Source organism: Geobacillus thermopakistaniensis, from assembly GCF_000498995.1.
GTDB lineage: Bacteria > Bacillota > Bacilli > Bacillales > Anoxybacillaceae > Geobacillus > Geobacillus thermoleovorans.
Genome location: NZ_AYSF01000048.1, coordinates 1 through 16,851 on the forward strand (window position 1 = coordinate 1; position 16,851 = coordinate 16,851).

Consider the following 16,851-nt stretch of genomic DNA (forward strand, 5'->3'; position numbering starts at 1 on the left):
GCCACATGAAATCGATCCAGCTGAAAGCAGGCTCGCTTTCCAAAATACTCCCGGCAGGCCGTGATCCATGGCGCCGCGTCGCCGTTGATGATCAACAGGTCCCGGCACGGGTCATAGGCATATTCCTTCATCAGCCACTCTTCAAACCGTTTCCACACGTCCCCGTCCCTTCATGGGGGCAGCAGCGCCGGTTCACCAGCTCAAGCTGCGACCCGTTTCGTTTCCATCCCTCGTGAATCGCCAAGATTTTCTCTTCTTTCGCTCGTTTCCCTTTCCCCTGGCGGGAAACAGAGTCCTTCCGCCTCGACAAACAGCACTCGGCCGTGCCGTTGAGAAACAGGGCGATGCAGCGAGACAGGGGCCTCGAGCACCAACTGGCGAATCGCCTCATGGCTGAGGACCGCATACCCCACGATCGACTCGAGTGTGCGAGCTGCTTTGCGATAGGAAGAGCACTCCACGGCCAACTCGACCGCCGTTTCCTCGAGGCACGGACTGATCGACTGCGCTCCATCAAAGCCCAGTTCGGCATCCAGCAAGAAGGTATAGGCCCCTGTTTGTCGATCATAGTAGTCGTTCCGACGGAACGCCACTTCTCCAAACAGCGTTTGGATCGTGGTCGGCCGTTTATCTTTCAGCTGATACCGCCGCTTGTCCCGCGCTTCCGCCAGTTGTTGATCAATCTCCTCCAAAAGGGCGGCCAACAAGACAGCGAACACCTTTTGAAGAGTTCTTACTAATTGCTCCTCCAACTCTTTTAATAGGGGCCATTATGTGGTAAGATGTTTCATGGACTCCCTCCCTCCTGTTTTATGGATGTTGGTCATCACCATCATAGCAGGGAGAGAGTCCTTTTTACATGAGATTTGTTTTTGGATTGGTGGCCCCGACGAGCGTGGCGAACAAAAATTCGCTACGCTCGTCGGGGATCCTTCCTGAATTTCACCCACAAATATTTTACTCACACTTTGTGTTCGCATAGGCGGCGGGGCAATAAAAAAACACCTCGATCTCCATCGAGATCGAGGTGTTTTGTGATGACCTGTGAGGGACTTGAACCCCCGACCCCTTCCCTGTCAAGGAAGTGCTCTCCCACTGAGCTAACAGGTCATATCGCTTTCAAACACATTTTTTATTATATATATGCCTTCCTCGTTTGTCAAACACTTTTTTAAAAAAATTAGTGTTCATCATGAAAAAAGGGAAAGCCCGCGCCTCCCCCTTATCGAAACAACCCGCGCTCAAACGGCTCGAGCAAGAGCGGAATGTACTGGCGGCGGGCGGTTTCGTATTGTTCCATGATCCGGCGGCGGTGTTGTTCCGCGAGGGCGACGGTGTCGATCAAATCTGTTTCAAGCTGCGGGCTCGCGGTCGAGACGACATACCGGTCAAGGCCGAGCAAGGCGGCGAAGTCGAACACTTTAAACCGGTAGCCGAGCATGACGGCCGGGACGCCGGCGGCCAGGGACAACAAATTAGCGTGGAGTTTGAAGTTGACGGTGGCGGCAAGAGGCTGAAGCCGCTCGATGAACTGCCGTTCGTCATATAGTGCGCGGTCGAAGGTGACGCGCTCCGGGCAGTTAATTTTTTTGTACAGCCGCTCGCAGGCGGAGCGGTCGTTCGGCCAGACGATGTACAAGTGAATCCGGTAGCCGGAGGCGATCCACATTTTGGCAGCGCGGGCGAGGGTGTCTTCGACGAGTGTTTCGTGTTGGCCGAATAGGCGATTGTATGTCGTCCCCCAGTTGATGCCGATCGTTTTTTCTTTGTTTGGCGGTTCGGCTGAGGCGGGAGTCTGCAATAACAGCCCTGGATCGCCGATGACGCGGACGTTTGCAGGATAGGCGCCTAACGTTTTTAATACCGCTTCGCTGAGCGGGCCGCGAATGCCGGCAAAGGCGGCCGAGGCGAGGACGGTGCGGAACAGCTCGACGTCGTTGGCGGAAAAGTGGCGGTGAAGCGCTGGCTTAGCGCCTGCACACAAGGCGTCGGTTTCAGCTTCACCGATCCAGTCAATGCCGCTTCCCCATATCCATATTGGTTTTCCAGCTTCGTGCGCCTCTTGCAAAACGGCCATGTAGCCTGGAAGCAAGAGCGAACCGCCGCCGAGCACGACGGCGTCGTACGGGCTCGTATCTTTCCAGTTGACCTTGGGCGTCGATGGGATGATTTGAACGTCCGGGGCGTATTGGCGGGCATAGGAGGCAAAAAGATTCCATAACAGCTCGTCGCCTACGTTTTGAAAGCCGATCCAACCGATATACAACACCTTTTTCATCATGACGATTCCCCTTTCAACAAGGATGCATATACGCCAAGCACTTGGTCGACACACGTTTTGATATGAAACTGCTGTCTCACCCACTCCCGTCCGGCCGTGCCTAGTTGTTCGCGGTATGAGGGGGAGGCAAGCAGCCGTTTTAAGTCTTGGGAAAGAAGATAGCGGCTGCACCCTTGGCGCGAGCCGTGATCGCCAAAGTAACACTCCCATGCTTCGGCATAACCGCTTGGCTCGACAACGCCGAAGTAGCCGTGGTTGCCAGCGGCGAGCACCGGTTTGCCGCATGCCATCGCTTCTAGAGCGACACGGCCGGTGCCGACAACAACGTCAGCGAGTGAGTAATACACAGCCATATCGCTTTGTTCGCCAACGAGATGGAGAAACGACTCGCGGCACGTTTGGTGAATGAGACGGACAAGGCTCTGCACGTCAGAAAAGCGCGGGCCGTCTCCGACAACGACGGCGTGCAAGTTCGGAAACAGCCGTTTGACATCTTTGCACGCTTTTAAAAACATAAAACAAATGCCAGCTTTCGCCCAGGCGAGGCGGCTGCTATAGACGATGACCAAGGCGTCGTCCGGGATGCCAAGCGTCTGCCGCCCTCCGCGGCCGAGCGGGGCAAACTCGTTCGTGTCAATGCCGTTCGGGATGAGAACCCGTTTGGAAATGAGCGGGACAATATGCCGCTCGACGGGCGGACTGACAGCAATCGCAGCAGAAGCAAGACGGAGCATCTCTTCAAGCTCGGCTGGCGGATAGTACGTGCCATGGGCGGTAAAGACGACCGGGATGCCGCGGCGGCGCGCAGCGGTGGCAGCGAGGATGCCGGATGGCGTCTGGTGGGCATGAACGATCGAGATGTTTTCCTTCTTCATCACCGCCTCAAGCTGCTGAATGAGCTGTTCTTTCCGTTGTTCGTCTATCTCGATCGCTGTTGGAAAATCGATGAAATAAATTGAACAGCCGGCTTCCCTAAAACGATCGGCCAGTGACCCGCCGCGGGCGGCGACGGCCACATGAACGCCGCGGGCGGCCATTTCTTTCGCTAGGCTGAAGGCGTGCGTTTCCGTTCCTCCAAAGTCAAGGCCATCTAGCACCATGAATACGCGCATGATCAGCTCCCTCCTTTCTTATAAAACTGGCGCGAGCGCTGTTGCGGATGGCTGCGGTAGTAGTACAAAATGTCAGGCAAATTTTCCACTTCCAGCTTGGCGTTTAAACATTTGACAATAAACTCATAATCTTCGGCGCCGCGAATCCGCCTTGTCGGCCCGCCGAGTTGGTCAAACACGGCGCCGCGGAACATGATCGTGCCGTGGCAAATGCAATGTTTCCCTTCCGCATAGACGCGGCGGATGTCGCGCCCGTAAGCGAGCCAGTTGGCGGGCGTCTTTCGGTCGAAGTGTCCGTCGGGAAAGGCGGCGTAATTCGTGCCGATTAAAGCGATGTGCGGGTGCTCGTTCAAAAATTTCCATTGTTTTTCGAACCGCTCCGGATGGGAAATATCGTCGGCGTCATGGACAGCGATGTACTCACCTTTGCTTAAAAAGTAGCCGACATTGAGCGCCCCGGCAAAACCGACGTTGCGCGGGAGTTTGATATAGACGACCGGGAAGAACGGGGAATGGTCGTTCATCCACCGCTTCACGACTTCTTCGCTCCCATCGTCCGATCCGTCATCGACAATAATCGCTTCAAACTGGCGATATGTTTGATTGAACAGCCCATTTAGGCAGTCCTCAATATAACGGGATGCGTTATAACACGGAATGACGACGCTGATGAAGTCTTTTTTTCGCTCTGGCACCATCATCAATCACCTCATCCACTATATATCCATTTTTTCTCTTAACGGTGAGAGGCAATCGTTGATTTTTTAGGAAAACAGTAGAATTGTCCTATCATTTACCTGTCATTCCCCCGACAAAGTTCAACCGTTTTCCCCATGCCCGTGGCTAAAAAAATCGTTCTTTCTTCCTCGGATACGCACCCGTGTCGAATGAAAGAGCGGTGCATAACGTAGTTAACGAATGGAAGAAAAGGAAGGAGGAAGAGGCGTTGGGACATAAACATTTGCGCGAAGCAGTGAAAGAGCTGAAAAAGATCCGCAAATGGCTTGAAAAACTAGATTTGGATGATTCGGCCGTCGAACAAATTGTCTCTCTATTAGAAGCCATCGCCGATCACGGGGAAGATGCCGAACGAATTTTGCGCCGCATTCTTGATGAGGAGCAAGAACAGCGGGACATTTTGGAGGACGAGCGCGAACTGTTGCAAGCCATTTTGACCGAGTTGCGCACAGGGGCGCCACCCGCGGAAGATATTGGCGACGAGCTCGAGGACTTGATTGGGGAGAGAGTAGAAATTACGGTCAATTTCGGCCCGGTGAGCGGCACAGTCATCGCCGTCCGAAACGATTATGCCGTGCTTGAGGATGCGCTCGGGCGTTTCGTTTACATTCCGTTTGCCAGCATTCAAGCCATCACCCGTTTAGAAGGCTGATGAAAAACAATGGATTCGCTCGATTTATGAGAAATCACAAGGAATGAAGTGATGGTGTTGCAAGGTTTTTCAATTTGAGAAACACTGTTGGAGAGCAGTATTTCTCCTTAAATCACCGGCCTTTTAGACTGAAAGGAGGGAGGAGACAATGGACTTTGCGACCACATTCGAAGAGCAGCTCCGCCGCCTCATCGGGGAAACGATCCAAGTCGCGACGGACAACAACTTAATAGAGGGACGACTCACCGATGTCGAGGACGGAACGATCGAGCTTAGGGCGGAAGCGGGCGGATACGAGCGGGAAACGCGCACGGTGCTCATTCCGCTGACAGCCGTCAACTTTGTTCGGGAAGTGTAACGAAAAAAACAAAGGTATGCATCCGCCGAAACGATGCATACCTTTGTCGTTACCGCGTCGGAACGACCGATGGATGCTCATTGACAAACGACAACGCCTGCTCAAAATCGGCGATCAAATCGTTGACATCCTCAAGCCCGACGCTCAGCCGCAACAAGCCGTCGGTAATGCCGCGCCGGAGCCTCTCTTCTTTTGGCATCGCCGCATGCGACATTTTCGCTGGGTGCGATAAAATTGACTCGACCGCCCCAAGGCTGACAGCAAACACCGGCAAGCGGACGTTTCGGACGAACGTCCGAGCCGCTTCTTCATCGGCTAAACGGAACGACAGCACAGCGCCAAACCCGGCCGCCTGATGGCGCTGGATGTCATGGCCTGGGTGGTTCTCCAGCCCCGGATAATACACTTTTTCGACCTTTGGATGACAAGCCAAATACTTGGCGATGGCGGCCGCTGATTCAGACGACTGCTTCAGCCGAACGTGGAGCGTTTTTAATCCCCGCAGCACAAGCCACGCATCTTGGACGCCAAGGACGGCGCCAAACGCGTTTTGCAGTTTGTACAATTCTTTTCCCAATTCCTCGTCTTTCACGACCGCCAGCCCGGCGACGACGTCGCTATGGCCGGCTAAAAATTTCGTGGCGCTGTGAAGGACGACATCGACTCCAAGATCAAGCGGCCGCTGCAACGCCGGCGTCATGAACGTATTATCCAAGAATGTCAAACAGCCATGCGCCTTCGCCAACTTGACGACGCCTTGAATATCGGTCACTTTTAACAATGGATTGGACGGCGTTTCCATATAAATGACTTTCGTGTTCGGCCGGATGTTTTCCGCCACTGCGTTTAAATCGGTCATATCGACAAACGTATATTCAATGCCAAAGCGGCCGAGCACCTCCGTAATCATCCGGTACGTGCCGCCGTAGACGTCTTCGGTCACGAGCACGTGGTCGCCTTTTGAGAGAAGCAAAAACGCCGTTGAAATAGCCGCCATGCCAGAGGCGAACGCAAACCCGCGCGTTCCGCCTTCTAACGCCGCGATCGTTTCCTCAAGCGCCTCGCGCGTCGGGTTGCTGGAGCGGCTGTAGTCGTATTTGCCGAATGAATCGAAATCGAACTGATGGAACGTGGAGGCGTGCTGGATCGGCACGCTCACCGCCCCCGTTTCGCGGTCGACTTTCCATTCGTTATGGAGCAGTTTCGTCGAAAACGCCCATTCCTGTTCCATCGCTTACACCTCTTTCATGTTTTTCAATGCCTGCGCCAAATCGGCGATCAAATCGTCAGCGTGCTCAATGCCGACCGAGAAACGGAGCAGCCGGTTGCAAATACCGTTTTGGATGCGGATTTCCTCAGGAATGTCCGCATGCGTCTGCGTCGCTGGGTACGTAATAAAGCTTTCGACTCCGCCCAGGCTTTCCGCGAACGTAATGAGGCGCAAGCTTTTTAAAAACCCGTTCACCCACTTTTCATCGGCAATCCGGAACGACAGCATCCCGCCTCTTCCTGGATATAAGACGTCTGTAACATCTTCATGTTCGCGCAAAAAGGCGCTGATGCGCTTGGCGTTTTCTTCATGCTGGCGCATCCTTAGCGCCAGCGTTTTCATCCCGCGAATCAACAGCCACGAATCAAACGGCGACAAAACCGCGCCGATGGCGTTCTGATACTCGGCCAGGCGTTGACAGAGCTCCTCGCCCTTGGCGACGACAAGGCCAGCCAACACGTCGTTATGGCCGCCTAAATATTTCGTGGCGCTGTGGATGACAATATCGGCGCCTTGTTCGATCGGGCGTTGAAGCACCGGTGTATAAAACGTGTTGTCAACGATCAACAAAAGCCCATGCCGCTTGGCGAATTCGGAGACGGCGCGGATATCGGTCTCATGCATAAGCGGGTTCGTCGGTGTTTCCAGGAAAATCGCTTTCGTTTTTTCGGTGATACACGCTTCCACCGCAGCGAGATCAGCAAAATCGACGTAATGGAATCCAAGACCATACTTGCGCCAGCCGCGCTCAAACAGGCGGTACGTGCCGCCGTAAAGGTCGGCCGATACGAGAAACTCATCTCCGCTCTCAAACAAGGCGAGCACCGTCTGAATGGCGGCCATGCCGGAGCTGAACGCATAGCCTTGGTCGCCGCCTTCCAGTCTCGCGATCGCTTCTTCGACGATTTTGCGCGTGGGGTTGCCGGTGCGGATGTAGTCAAACCCAGTCGACTCTCCGATGCCGGCATGGCGGTAGGCGGTGGAAAAATAAACCGGCGGGTTGACCGTCCCCGTCACCGTTTCGCTCCGGTTGCCAATTTGCGCTAACAACGTCTCCAGTTTCTCCATCTCATCTCTCTCCTTCTGCTGAAAATTCCATCATGGATCAACGGCCGACCACTTAATGCCCAACGAAGCACCACTGTCCGTTGGGCAGAGGCCAAGCGCCTTCGTCCGAAACCGCCTCGCGGTTGATGGAAGCGGCCGCTTGAATAAATAAAAAAAGTCTTCTAAGAAGAAGACTTTTCCATACACATGGGGTCATGCTTCTTCTTATCTGCCGAATTGAATGCTCAATTCGCTGGATTTAGCACCTGGCCGTCGGGCGGCTGGTTGCTGAAGCTTCATTGGGCCAGTTCCCTCCGCTTCTCTTGATAAGAATGGGACGCGTATTCAATTTTTTTAAATTTAATAAAAATGTAACGCATTCCCCACGTTTTTGCAAGCCATTTTTTTGTCAGCGGTGCGATTCGGCAAATTCGCGAAAAATTCGAGCCCTTCATTAACATCTTTGGGCGCAAATATGTTACAATAACAGATGAACTTACGCTTTCATGGAGGATGGTCATGGCGACAGCAACAGGAACGATGCGCGACTGCAAGTTGTACAGCAGAGAGCTGCAAGAAGAAATCGAACTGCTCATCTACTTGCCAAGCAATTTTTCGCCGCTTTACAAATATTCTTTATTAATCGCGCAAGACGGCAAAGATTATTTTATGTATGGAAAAATGAAAACCGTCATCGAAACGCTGATGGCAGAAGGAACAATCGACCGGACGATCGTCGTCGGCATCCCGTATCGGAACGTCAACGACCGCTACGAGAAATACCACCCGGAAGGACGAAAGCACGAAGCATACCTTCGTTTTTTAGCCCATGAGCTCGTCCCGTTTTTGGACCGCGAACTGCCGACATACCAAATGGGCAAAGGCCGGGCGCTGATCGGCGATTCGCTCGGCGGAACGGTGTCGCTTCTAGCCGGGTTGTTGTATCCGCATACATTTGGGAAAATCGCCATGCAGTCCCCCTATATCGATGACTCGGTATTGGCGCGCATCCGCTCATTCCGCGATCCATCGCTCCTTTCGCTTTACCATTCTGTTGGCACAGAGGAAACAGCGGTGAAAACGACGGATGGCCATGTGCGCGATTTTATCACCCCGAATCGAATGGCGCGGGACTTGTTTATGGAAAAACGGTTTGCTTATACGTACCATGAGTTCGAAGGCGGCCATGCGTGGACGTATTGGCAGCCGGATGTACCCCGGGCCGTAGCCGCTGTTTTATCATTATAGGACAAAACGGAGCAACTTCAAAGATGTCGAAGCCGCCGCATCCATTCCGTGCGTTTCCTGTGCATGGAAAAAGAACTGGTTCAAGGAGGGAAAACAAAATGAAGTACGGCATTGTGATCTTTCCGCCAAAACGGATTCAGGACTTCGCCAACTCGTACCGGAAACGGTACGACAGCCATTACGCCCTCATCCCGCCGCATATTACGCTGAAATACCCATTTGAAGCGGATGAGGAGCAAATAAAAAAAATGGCGAAAGAGTTGCGCCGCATTGCGGCGGAAACACCTCCCATTCCGATCAAAGTGACGAAATTCAGCTCGTTTTACCCGACAAGCAACATCATTTATTTGAAGGTGGAACCAAACGACGTGCTCGAGCGCCTTCATGAACAACTGCACAGCGGCTTGTTCGCCGGAAAGCCGGAGTTTGTGTTCGTGCCTCACATTACGATCGGCCGCGATTTGCCGGGCGCAGAATATGCGGACGTCTACAGCCAGCTGAAGCTGCAAGATGTGCACTTCGAGGAGACCGTCGACCGCTTCCATCTTCTCTATCAGCTGGAAAACGGCTCGTGGACCGTCTATGAAACGTTTATCGTCGGAGGAAAGGAAACGGTCTGAGATGAACATTGCGATTGGCACAACGCAAGATCGCGCTTTGTACGAAGACGCCTTGCGCGTCCGCCGGCTCGTATTCATTGAGGAGCAAAACGTGCCGGAAGACGAGGAAATCGACGCATTCGAGGACGACTCGTTCCACCTCGTCCTGTATGATGGCCAAACACCGGTGGGTGCTGGGCGACTCCGTTTCATTGACGAAGGCGTCGGCAAAATCGAGCGCATTTGCGTCCTGCCGTCCTACCGCGGCCGCGGCGCCGGACGGATGGTGATGGAAGCGATCGAACAGCTGGCGAAAACAAAAGGGGCGAAAACGGCGAAACTGAACGCCCAGACGCACGCAGAACCGTTTTACCAAAAGCTCGGCTATACGACCGTCTCCGGCGTCTTTATGGACGCCGGCATCCCACATGTCACGATGGTGAAATCGCTCGAATGATGGCCATAGAACAGCCTCGTCTACACTGATCCAAGGCTTGGGATCATCGAACATCGTTTCGCTCTCCTGAGCCAAGCAGAGCAAAAGGGAGCTGTGCGCACGCAAGCTCCCTTTTGCTTACTTTTTGTTGTTCAGCATATTGGCGATCGTATTGAAATCAATTTGCTTGCCGTTATGGACGATCGCCTTGACGATTTGATCCTCAAGTTCTTTTGGCACTTTCCGGTTGGCAATTTGCGCCACCCGCTTCACCACTTGGCGCACCGTTTTTTCATCGCTGAAATTGGCGTTTTGCAGCGAGTTGGCGAGCTCAAAAACGTCTTTCATATTGACACCTGTTTTCTTTTCGATGTTTTTAAAAAATTGCTGATCCATCGTTCCGCCTCCTTCTCCCTGCTATATCGTATGATGCTCCCGCCTCGGCGTGCATCAAATTAGGGAAAGAAAAATACGAGCCGCTCCGTGGCGCCGAAACGGCCCGTACCCCTTTCGCTTTTTCCGTTAGGCGACAAATGCCGCGCCGACAATAATCAACAAAATGAACAACACGACAATCAGCACAAAGCCACCGCCATAGCCACCGCCATAGCCGTAGCCGTAAGGATAACCATAACCGCAGAAGCCCATCATAATGTGCACCTCCTTCTCCGTTTACTGTATCGTATTCACCGGCTTAGCGGGGCGTATGGGCGCAAAGGCCATTTTGTCATCCAAATCGGCGGAACAGCTCGGCAAATTCCCGCTCCTTTTTCGCAAACCATTGCTCGATGTAGTCTAAGTTGCCTTGCACACTTTTTAAAAATCCATTGTTCAATTTTTCGATTTCTTGCAACTGTTTGTTAAAGTCCTTTCCCCATTGTTCAAACAGGCGGATGAACGTTTCATGCCCTTCTTTGCGTGACGCAACCCAACCTTCGAGCGCCTTTTCCAGTTCTTTGCTCACACTTTCCCCCCCTTTCTTACTGTTGTATGCAAAAACGACTGCCCGAGGTGAAGGCATCCCCGTTCTTTTTTTGCCTCGCCATATGATAAAGTAAAGATGAACGTCAACATGAAAGGGAGGAAACGAATGTGAAACGCATTGAAACAGTGGAGCAATTCGAGGCGGTCATTTCCGGTGATAAACCAACGATCATCAAGTTTTACACAACTTGGTGTCCGGACTGCGTGCGCCTCAATATGTTCATCGATGACATCGTTCGCGACTATAGACAATATGATTGGTTTGAAATCGACCGTGACCAGTTTCCGGAACTTGGCGAGAAATACCAGGTACTTGGCATCCCGAGCCTGCTTGTCTTCCGCAACGGAAAAAAAATTGCTCATCTGCACAGCGCTGACGCCAAAACGCCGGAAGAGGTGCGCGCCTTTTTGCAGTCCCTGCCGGAGTAAGACGGGGCGGCATCCTTGCCTCGCCAGAGAAGAAGGGCAACAAAAAGAGGCTGTCCGAGAAGGAAGCTTTCCTTCTCGGACAGCCATGCGAATGAACAGACAGCTCCTTATGGATCGCCGATTGTGGAAACGGAAGCCGTCAATATTCAATTTCGTCGTAGTCTTTCGGCTGGCGCGTCAGCTGCGGGCTGTCAAACATCAATTCAATCGAAATTTCCTCATCGGTCGTCCGCGTCCGCTCGGAGCGGTCGTTTGGTTTCAATTGGACTTGAATTTCCTCATCCGTCGTTTTTATCCGTTTGTCTTCCATCGTCTTTTCCTCCTGTGTCATCAGTTTCGCAAGAGCGGTTCGACTTTTTGCACAAGCTCTGCCATTTTTGCGGCGTTTCGTTCATACAGCGCCTTCGCCTCTTCGGAATTCGTCTGCAACGCATACAGCTCCAGATCAGCCTGCACTTTTTTCATCGCGGCCAAGAGCAGCTTTTTCTCCTGCGGCTCGGCAATTTGGATCTTATCATCGTACAAATCGATCGTCAGCTGTCCGTATGAATCGACTTGGGCGAGAAACACATTTTCAATCGCCACTCCTTGTTTGTCAAGCTGTTCCTTCAGCCAGCCGCGGCCAAGCCCCATCGTAGCGAGTGGCTCATCCAAAATCATGCCGTCCATAATGACCGTTTGCGGCTCTTTTTCCCGCGGTGGGTTTGGGAACACATCTCCGACGGTGAGCGGCTGCTTTTCCCGCTTCAGCAACACGTTCAAGTCGCCGTTTGGCTCAAGCACCGCAAACTCGACGTCGGCGACGCGGAACACATCTTTTTTGCGCAGCTGTTCGAGCAGCTCGTCAACCGTATATTTCTCCCGTTTCAAGTTTTCCTCTAAAATTTTGCCGTTTTTAATAAAAACCGTGGAATTGCCCTCGACAAAATCGCGAAATTTCTTGTTGCGCAGCGAGAGACGAGCGACAGCCACTGGAAACAGCGACCAAATCAAAATGCTGGTGATGCCTTCTTGCAACGAAATTCCTAAATCGACCGACATCGTTCCAGCGATATCGCCGACGGTAATGCCGACGATGTATTCAAAAAACGACAATTTTGATAATTGCTTTTTGCCGAGAATGCGGGTGATAACAAACAACCCGATTAAAATGCAAATCGAACGAATGGCGGTTTCTAACCATATAGGCATCGATCATGCTCCTTACTTTCCGTGGTATTGCGGCTCTTCGAACTCGAGCCGGCCGATCCGGTCTTTGATGTCCGCGATGATCTCCTCTGTCGCAAGCATCGCTTCATGAAACGTCCGTTGCGCCGTTTCATCCTGGGAAGTGAGCGCCAGCTGTTGCAGCCCAGCGTGAATGCCTTTTAAGCTCGCCAACGTTTGTTTCACCTGCGAAGCAACGGTCATGGAAGATCCCTCCTATCCTTTCGGGCGGAACAAGAGCGCCCCGATAAACCCAAAGACGATCGCCGCGGAGATGCCGGCGCTCGTCACTTCAAACATGCCGGTCAATACGCCGATAATGCCGTGTTTTTCCGCCTCTTGCATCGCGCCGTGAACGAGCGCGTTTCCAAAGCTCGTAATCGGAATCGTCGCCCCGGCGCCGGCAAAATCAATGAGTGGCTCATACAAACCGAATCCATCCAAAATCGCCCCGACGACGACGAGAATCGTCAACGTATGCGCAGGTGTCAGTTTAAACACATCCATCAAAATTTGCCCGATCACGCAAATCAGCCCGCCGACGACAAACGCCCAAAAAAACATAGCCAACACGCTACGCCTCACCTCCATACTCGATCGCCACCGCGTGGGCGATGCATGGAATCGTCTCGTTTTGCTGGAACGATAGCGGCGACAATAGCGCTCCTGTCGCGACTGCCAAAATGCGCTTCAGCTCGCCGCGCCGCATCCGTTTGATGAGATGCCCGTAAACGACAACGGCGGAACAAGCCGCCCCACTTGCGCCGGACAAAACCGGCTGCCCATCGCGGTAAATGAGCAGTCCGCAATCTTGGTAGCGCTCTTCATCGATGTCAATGCCGTGCTGACGCAGCAAGTCAAGGGAGACTTGGCGTCCGATTCGCCCTAGATCGCCGGTGACGATCAAATCGTAATACGATGCATCGATTTGCATGTCGCGCAAATGCGCCTCAATCGTATCGACCGCCGCCGGCGCCATCGCTCCACCCATGTTGAACGGGTCGGCAAGCCCCATATCCACAACGCGGCCGATCGTCGCCGCGGTCACGCGCGGCCCGTCCCCTTTCGGGCTGACGATCGCCACGCCAGCTCCCGTTACTGTCCACTGCGCCGTCGGCGGCTTTTGCCCGCCGTATTCCGTCGGGTAACGAAACTGTTTTTCGACGGCAGCGTTGTGGCTTGAGGCTCCGGTTAATATATAATCTGCCCCGCCGTAGTTGGTAATAAAAGCGCTTAGCGCCAGCCCTTCCATCGAAGTGGAACAGGCGCCAAAAACACCGAGATACGGCATGCCGAGCGTTCGGGCAGCAAAGCTTGTCGGGGTCATTTGGTTGATCAAGTCGCCGGCGATGAGAAATTGCACTTTTTCTTTCTCTAGGCCGGAAAATTCCGCCGAAAANGCCAGCCCTTCCATCGAAGTGGAACAGGCGCCAAAAACACCGAGATACGGCATGCCGAGCGTTCGGGCAGCAAAGCTTGTCGGGGTCATTTGGTTGATCAAGTCGCCGGCGATGAGAAATTGCACTTTTTCTTTCTCTAGGCCGGCTTTTTCCATCGCCTGAAACGCTGCTTCCTCCATGAGCACGCGGTGCGCCTTCTCGTACGACTCCTCTCCGAGCCATAAATCTTCGTGAAGAAGATCAAAGTCTTCCGCGAGGCGGCCGTTCGCCTCAAACGGCCCGCCGACCGCCGCTGTTGCGATGATTGCCGGCTTGTTCGCAAACACCCATGTGCGGTGCCCTTTCAGCATTACAATCCCCCCCACTGGGTCGCAATCGTTTTGACAAGGGCGATAACAAAGGCGGCAAACGTACCGAACAAGATGACCGATCCGGCGAGCTTGAACATGTTCGAGCCGACGCCTAACACAAATCCTTCCGTCCGGTGCTCAATCGCCGCCGAGATGACGGCGTTGCCAAACCCTGTCACCGGCACGGCGCTTCCCGCCCCAGCGAATTGGGCGATCCGGTCATAAACGCCAAGCCCAGTTAAAATCATCGACAAAAAGACCATCGTCGCCACCGTCGGATTGCCTGCCGTTTGCTCGGTAAAGTCAAAAAAATACATGTAAAAATAAGAGATCGCCTGTCCAATCACGCAAATGATTCCGCCAACGAGAAACGCGCAAACACAGTTGCGAACGATAGGGCGCTTCGTTTCCCGCTCTTTTTCGAATAAATGATATTCCTGCTGAACCGGGGTCAGCTTTTTCCGTTTTTCATTCGCCATAATGACACCTCTTATGTTTGCTCTTTGCTTAGCTTTTCAATGCGCCTGATTTCCCGATTGACTTTTCGTTCATCCCAGCGTCGATTGTCCATGTTAGCTTTTAATTCCTTCGTCTTCCAAAAAATTTTCAAATCGCTCGAGGAAACAACGTCATAGCCAGGAAACAGGTCGCGCAGTTTTTGGTCAATGTCTTTCTCAATTTGTTTTCGACTCCACCGCTTCATATGGGGAATTTGATAAGCAATGAGCAACCGATCCCCGCTGTTGACCGCCACCACGTCCCGAACATCGTCGCGCCCGCGCAAATAGCTGGCCGCCCGCTCGGCCGGACCTTGGTTCAGCTCCGCATGTTTCGCCGTCCCGGACGTTTGGGTTCTCAGCAGGTTTGCCCCTTGCAGCGATTGCTTTTGTTCCGTTTCTTCTTTGGCGCAGCCGCCGACCGCGATCATCGCAACGACGGCCGCCAACCACCATTTTTTCATCTTCATCAACCCATTCGTTTTTATGTATTTCCGCCAAGTCGGGAAAGGTTGGCGTGCTGTGCCAACCTTTCCGCCTAAACCATCCCATTCGCTTCTGCGAAGGTTATTGTTGTTTATATTGTGGCTCTTCGTTTTGAATTTCTTGCATGCGCGAGTTCACCAAATCAATGACCGCCTGCGTTTGTTGGGCAGCTTGTTGGTAAAGCTGTTTCGCGGCTTGGTTTTCGGTTTGCAAAGCAAACGTTTCGAAGCTCGCTTGAGCCGATTTTAACCCCGCCAATGTTTGTTTCACTTGTGTTGCAACCGTCATGATTCATGTCCTCCTTATATGGTGTAAGATGGGTGGTGACAATGTTTAGAATGGTTTTTCGCCGCCAAATTATAATTGTCATTTTCTGCAAAACGTTCTGCCGCCTTTCCAGCCTTTCCGGGCACGAAAAGGGCGCCTTCTGCAGGCGCCCATACGGTTTACGACTTGTCATCAACTTTGTCGGAATAACCGCGGCCGAGCGACGGGTTGTTTAAAATACCGGCCATCACCAAAATGCTTAACAACGCATGATACAACTGTTCATACTTGCCAAGGTCGATGTCGACGCCAAACGTCTCCAGCGCCAGTACAACAAACGATCCGATCCCGAGCCAAAGCCCGTAATTTTTAAAACGCTCCACCGTTTGCGTCCCCCATTTGCTTTATGGCTAGATCCACGAGAACGGTCTCCGTTCTCCTTCGTTTCGATCATGGCCTCCTTCACCATGTTCTTCCTTATCCCGGTCCCGCACATCTTCAACGGCTTCCATTTCCGTATCATCGCGGTGCGGGAACAACCATGGATCGCGGATGCGGCCGCGCGGCATAATGACGATGTCATCGGCATGAATGATCAATTTATCGACATGAATCACTTTCGCTTTTTTCCGATCCGACATGCCCTTCCCTCCTTCCTTTCGCCTAGTTGCACTGTTAGACTATGCAAGGAGGCGAAGCGAAGTATAGGCATCTCTCACAGATTTCCGTTATTTCTTCTTGATGACGGCTGGCCGACCGCATCCGCATCCGCTCGGACGCCGCACAGGCTGCGTTGTCGAAGAAAGCACCCTTGTCACCGGTTTCGACGGAGTAGGCTTCTTCATTCCTCATCCCTCCATCCCGAAAAAGTGTAGCCCTCGCCGATCAACCAATTTATGTTCAAGTCCATTTCCGTACGATTCGTCTCTAATCGAAACGGCATAAAAACAAACAATGTCTAACGGCGAGAGAAAAAGCGAGCGGCTACTGCTATTGTATGGCTTGGCGAGCCAAGGGTGCCTCTCATTTTTCGTTTCGCTCCGGGTGTGGCATGATGGCATTTTCTTGCCTCAGTGTGCGGAAAAACCAGCTGTCCGGCCGTTCGTCCTCATCTGCCTTGCCCGTTTTTTCGCTCCATGGCGATTGCAGCAGCTGGCGGCGAAGCTCGTCATTTTCCTTCGCCAGCTGTTTGAGCTGCTCGTAGCGCTTGGCGCTTTGGTAAGCCAGTTCCTTTAACACAATGTTTTCGGCTTCCACCTCTTTCAGCCGGCGCTCCAGTTCAGCCATTCGCTCAGCAAGCCGCTGTTCACCTGTCCCCCTTCTCTCTTCATTCATCGCCCCATGTTTGTCTTTCATCATTCGACATCTCCTCCTTTGATTCATCGTTGTCTGCACCCACCAGCAAAAAATCCGCATCTGTCCCAACACATTTACCTAAGCCGTTCCATAGTATACAGTAGTCCCAAACCACCAGGCGTTGGGGAACAACTG

At 52.9% G+C, this 16,851-nt stretch carries 25 protein-coding genes, 1 tRNA gene, 1 pseudogene and 1 riboswitch; of the genes and pseudogenes, 6 read left to right on the plus strand and 21 right to left on the minus strand.

All coding sequences use genetic code 11. The features are described from left to right. Window positions 1–14: 14 nt before the first annotated feature. The 5 genes and pseudogenes from T260_RS0120210 to T260_RS129870 form a co-directional block, all read right to left on the minus strand. Window positions 15–752 (minus strand): annotated as a pseudogene (locus tag T260_RS0120210) (UPF0236 family transposase-like protein); the annotation flags it as partial. Window positions 753–1,038: 286 nt separating this feature from the next. Continuing rightward, window positions 1,039–1,110: transfer RNA gene (locus T260_RS129885), tRNA-Val, on the minus strand. A 112-nt stretch (window positions 1,111–1,222) separates the two neighbouring features. Then, window positions 1,223–2,281 carry a polysaccharide pyruvyl transferase family protein gene (locus T260_RS129880; RefSeq protein WP_011230373.1) on the minus strand — a complete coding sequence of 353 codons (1,059 nt, stop codon included), beginning with the start codon at window positions 2,279–2,281 and terminating at the stop codon, window positions 1,223–1,225. Continuing rightward, the gene (locus T260_RS129875; RefSeq protein WP_021321893.1) at window positions 2,278–3,393 is read right to left on the minus strand and encodes a glycosyltransferase family 4 protein; all 1,116 of its coding nucleotides are present in this window, start codon (window positions 3,391–3,393) and stop codon (window positions 2,278–2,280) included. The genes T260_RS129880 and T260_RS129875 overlap by 4 nt, the downstream gene beginning before the upstream one ends. 2 nt (window positions 3,394–3,395) lie before the next feature. After that, window positions 3,396–4,091 carry a glycosyltransferase family 2 protein gene (locus T260_RS129870; RefSeq protein ID WP_021321892.1) on the minus strand — a complete coding sequence of 232 codons (696 nt, stop codon included), beginning with the start codon at window positions 4,089–4,091 and terminating at the stop codon, window positions 3,396–3,398. A gap of 248 nt (window positions 4,092–4,339) precedes the next feature. Between T260_RS129870 and T260_RS129865 the strand changes: the two genes are divergently transcribed. Both T260_RS129865 and T260_RS129860 read left to right on the plus strand, forming a co-directional pair. After that, window positions 4,340–4,783: a hypothetical protein gene (locus T260_RS129865; RefSeq protein WP_011230370.1), complete on the plus strand. Its 444-nt coding sequence runs from the start codon at window positions 4,340–4,342 to the stop codon at window positions 4,781–4,783. A gap of 148 nt (window positions 4,784–4,931) precedes the next feature. Beyond that, window positions 4,932–5,141, plus strand: a complete 210-nt coding sequence (locus T260_RS129860) for an LSm family protein (RefSeq protein WP_011230369.1) — start codon at window positions 4,932–4,934, stop codon at window positions 5,139–5,141. 49 nt (window positions 5,142–5,190) lie between these two features. Here T260_RS129860 and metC read toward each other — a convergent pair whose 3' ends face one another. Next, window positions 5,191–6,372: a cystathionine beta-lyase gene (metC, locus tag T260_RS129855; RefSeq protein WP_011230368.1), complete on the minus strand. Its 1,182-nt coding sequence runs from the start codon at window positions 6,370–6,372 to the stop codon at window positions 5,191–5,193. A gap of 3 nt (window positions 6,373–6,375) precedes the next feature. After that, window positions 6,376–7,479, minus strand: a complete 1,104-nt coding sequence (locus T260_RS129850) for a methionine biosynthesis PLP-dependent protein (RefSeq protein WP_011230367.1) — start codon at window positions 7,477–7,479, stop codon at window positions 6,376–6,378. A gap of 201 nt (window positions 7,480–7,680) precedes the next feature. Beyond that, window positions 7,681–7,791: riboswitch (SAM riboswitch) on the minus strand. Window positions 7,792–7,977: 186 nt separating this feature from the next. On the opposite strand from T260_RS129850, the gene T260_RS129845 reads away from it, so the two are divergent. The 3 genes from T260_RS129845 to T260_RS129835 all read left to right on the plus strand — a co-directional run bounded on the left by T260_RS129845 (window position 7,978) and on the right by T260_RS129835 (window position 9,762). Next, on the plus strand, window positions 7,978–8,706 hold the full coding sequence (locus T260_RS129845) for a GTNG_0744 family esterase (protein ID WP_023633983.1): 729 nt from the start codon (window positions 7,978–7,980) through the stop codon (window positions 8,704–8,706). A 98-nt stretch (window positions 8,707–8,804) separates the two neighbouring features. Next, window positions 8,805–9,326: a YjcG family protein gene (locus T260_RS129840; protein WP_011230365.1), complete on the plus strand. Its 522-nt coding sequence runs from the start codon at window positions 8,805–8,807 to the stop codon at window positions 9,324–9,326. A 1-nt stretch (window position 9,327) separates the two neighbouring features. Then, entirely contained in the window at window positions 9,328–9,762 is a 435-nt protein-coding gene (locus T260_RS129835) for a GNAT family N-acetyltransferase (RefSeq protein WP_011230364.1), read from the plus strand. A gap of 117 nt (window positions 9,763–9,879) precedes the next feature. Here the strand turns inward: T260_RS129835 and spoVIF are convergent, their stop codons facing one another. The 3 genes from spoVIF to T260_RS129825 form a co-directional block, all read right to left on the minus strand. Further along, entirely contained in the window at window positions 9,880–10,137 is a 258-nt protein-coding gene (gene spoVIF, locus T260_RS129830) for a sporulation-specific transcription regulator SpoVIF (protein WP_011230363.1), read from the minus strand. Window positions 10,138–10,263: 126 nt separating this feature from the next. After that, window positions 10,264–10,392, minus strand: coding sequence for a YjcZ family sporulation protein (locus T260_RS1000000138800; protein WP_013146038.1), 129 nt, complete (start codon window positions 10,390–10,392; stop codon window positions 10,264–10,266). Between the two features lie 76 nt (window positions 10,393–10,468). Then, window positions 10,469–10,705: a hypothetical protein gene (locus T260_RS129825; protein WP_011230361.1), complete on the minus strand. Its 237-nt coding sequence runs from the start codon at window positions 10,703–10,705 to the stop codon at window positions 10,469–10,471. A gap of 128 nt (window positions 10,706–10,833) precedes the next feature. Between T260_RS129825 and T260_RS129820 the strand changes: the two genes are divergently transcribed. Further along, window positions 10,834–11,154, plus strand: a complete 321-nt coding sequence (locus tag T260_RS129820; RefSeq protein ID WP_011230360.1) for a thioredoxin family protein — start codon at window positions 10,834–10,836, stop codon at window positions 11,152–11,154. 139 nt (window positions 11,155–11,293) lie between these two features. Here the strand turns inward: T260_RS129820 and T260_RS1000000139955 are convergent, their stop codons facing one another. From T260_RS1000000139955 to T260_RS129770, 11 genes are all read right to left on the minus strand, one after another. Next, entirely contained in the window at window positions 11,294–11,464 is a 171-nt protein-coding gene (locus tag T260_RS1000000139955; protein ID WP_011230359.1) for a hypothetical protein, read from the minus strand. 20 nt (window positions 11,465–11,484) lie between these two features. Beyond that, a complete protein-coding gene (locus T260_RS129815) occupies window positions 11,485–12,345 on the minus strand; it encodes a DUF421 domain-containing protein (RefSeq protein ID WP_013523193.1) in 861 nt (286 codons plus the stop codon). Between the two features lie 12 nt (window positions 12,346–12,357). After that, the gene (locus T260_RS129810; RefSeq protein WP_011230357.1) at window positions 12,358–12,564 is read right to left on the minus strand and encodes a DUF1657 domain-containing protein; all 207 of its coding nucleotides are present in this window, start codon (window positions 12,562–12,564) and stop codon (window positions 12,358–12,360) included. Window positions 12,565–12,576: 12 nt separating this feature from the next. Next, entirely contained in the window at window positions 12,577–12,933 is a 357-nt protein-coding gene (gene spoVAE, locus T260_RS129805; protein WP_013146042.1) for a stage V sporulation protein AE, read from the minus strand. A 1-nt stretch (window position 12,934) separates the two neighbouring features. Further along, complete coding sequence (gene spoVAD, locus T260_RS129800) at window positions 12,935–14,110, minus strand: stage V sporulation protein AD (RefSeq protein WP_023633984.1); 1,176 nt, start codon at window positions 14,108–14,110, stop codon at window positions 12,935–12,937. Beyond that, complete coding sequence (spoVAC, locus tag T260_RS129795; protein ID WP_011230354.1) at window positions 14,110–14,589, minus strand: stage V sporulation protein AC; 480 nt, start codon at window positions 14,587–14,589, stop codon at window positions 14,110–14,112. Before spoVAC ends, spoVAD begins: the two co-directional genes overlap by 1 nt. A gap of 11 nt (window positions 14,590–14,600) precedes the next feature. Continuing rightward, complete coding sequence (locus T260_RS129790; protein ID WP_011230353.1) at window positions 14,601–15,077, minus strand: YhcN/YlaJ family sporulation lipoprotein; 477 nt, start codon at window positions 15,075–15,077, stop codon at window positions 14,601–14,603. 97 nt (window positions 15,078–15,174) lie between these two features. Continuing rightward, the gene (locus tag T260_RS129785; protein WP_011230352.1) at window positions 15,175–15,381 is read right to left on the minus strand and encodes a DUF1657 domain-containing protein; all 207 of its coding nucleotides are present in this window, start codon (window positions 15,379–15,381) and stop codon (window positions 15,175–15,177) included. A gap of 158 nt (window positions 15,382–15,539) precedes the next feature. Further along, window positions 15,540–15,743 carry a phage holin family protein gene (locus T260_RS129780; RefSeq protein ID WP_023633985.1) on the minus strand — a complete coding sequence of 68 codons (204 nt, stop codon included), beginning with the start codon at window positions 15,741–15,743 and terminating at the stop codon, window positions 15,540–15,542. Window positions 15,744–15,770: 27 nt separating this feature from the next. Further along, window positions 15,771–16,001 carry a hypothetical protein gene (locus T260_RS129775; protein WP_011230350.1) on the minus strand — a complete coding sequence of 77 codons (231 nt, stop codon included), beginning with the start codon at window positions 15,999–16,001 and terminating at the stop codon, window positions 15,771–15,773. A gap of 382 nt (window positions 16,002–16,383) precedes the next feature. Continuing rightward, the gene (locus T260_RS129770; protein ID WP_014195191.1) at window positions 16,384–16,719 is read right to left on the minus strand and encodes a spore coat protein; all 336 of its coding nucleotides are present in this window, start codon (window positions 16,717–16,719) and stop codon (window positions 16,384–16,386) included. Window positions 16,720–16,851 lie beyond the last annotated feature (132 nt).

What these genes read in the sequence shown, in the direction of transcription:
- T260_RS129875 (WP_021321893.1), bottom strand. Translation starts at nt 3,393, where the DNA reads ATGCGCGTATTCATGGTGCTAGATGGCCTTGACTTTGGAGGAACGGAA.
- T260_RS129840 (WP_011230365.1), top strand. Translation starts at nt 8,805, where the DNA reads ATGAAGTACGGCATTGTGATCTTTCCGCCAAAACGGATTCAGGACTTC.
- T260_RS129815 (WP_013523193.1), bottom strand. Translation starts at nt 12,345, where the DNA reads ATGCCTATATGGTTAGAAACCGCCATTCGTTCGATTTGCATTTTAATC.
- T260_RS129835 (WP_011230364.1), top strand. Translation starts at nt 9,328, where the DNA reads ATGAACATTGCGATTGGCACAACGCAAGATCGCGCTTTGTACGAAGAC.
- T260_RS129845 (WP_023633983.1), top strand. Translation starts at nt 7,978, where the DNA reads ATGGCGACAGCAACAGGAACGATGCGCGACTGCAAGTTGTACAGCAGA.
- T260_RS1000000139955 (WP_011230359.1), bottom strand. Translation starts at nt 11,464, where the DNA reads ATGGAAGACAAACGGATAAAAACGACGGATGAGGAAATTCAAGTCCAA.
- T260_RS1000000138800 (WP_013146038.1), bottom strand. Translation starts at nt 10,392, where the DNA reads ATGATGGGCTTCTGCGGTTATGGTTATCCTTACGGCTACGGCTATGGC.
- T260_RS129810 (WP_011230357.1), bottom strand. Translation starts at nt 12,564, where the DNA reads ATGACCGTTGCTTCGCAGGTGAAACAAACGTTGGCGAGCTTAAAAGGC.
- T260_RS129850 (WP_011230367.1), bottom strand. Translation starts at nt 7,479, where the DNA reads ATGGAGAAACTGGAGACGTTGTTAGCGCAAATTGGCAACCGGAGCGAA.
- spoVIF (WP_011230363.1), bottom strand. Translation starts at nt 10,137, where the DNA reads ATGGATCAGCAATTTTTTAAAAACATCGAAAAGAAAACAGGTGTCAAT.
- T260_RS129775 (WP_011230350.1), bottom strand. Translation starts at nt 16,001, where the DNA reads ATGTCGGATCGGAAAAAAGCGAAAGTGATTCATGTCGATAAATTGATC.
- T260_RS129870 (WP_021321892.1), bottom strand. Translation starts at nt 4,091, where the DNA reads ATGGTGCCAGAGCGAAAAAAAGACTTCATCAGCGTCGTCATTCCGTGT.
- T260_RS129880 (WP_011230373.1), bottom strand. Translation starts at nt 2,281, where the DNA reads ATGATGAAAAAGGTGTTGTATATCGGTTGGATCGGCTTTCAAAACGTA.
- spoVAC (WP_011230354.1), bottom strand. Translation starts at nt 14,589, where the DNA reads ATGGCGAATGAAAAACGGAAAAAGCTGACCCCGGTTCAGCAGGAATAT.
- metC (WP_011230368.1), bottom strand. Translation starts at nt 6,372, where the DNA reads ATGGAACAGGAATGGGCGTTTTCGACGAAACTGCTCCATAACGAATGG.
- T260_RS129785 (WP_011230352.1), bottom strand. Translation starts at nt 15,381, where the DNA reads ATGACGGTTGCAACACAAGTGAAACAAACATTGGCGGGGTTAAAATCG.
- T260_RS129770 (WP_014195191.1), bottom strand. Translation starts at nt 16,719, where the DNA reads ATGATGAAAGACAAACATGGGGCGATGAATGAAGAGAGAAGGGGGACA.
- T260_RS129860 (WP_011230369.1), top strand. Translation starts at nt 4,932, where the DNA reads ATGGACTTTGCGACCACATTCGAAGAGCAGCTCCGCCGCCTCATCGGG.
- T260_RS129790 (WP_011230353.1), bottom strand. Translation starts at nt 15,077, where the DNA reads ATGAAGATGAAAAAATGGTGGTTGGCGGCCGTCGTTGCGATGATCGCG.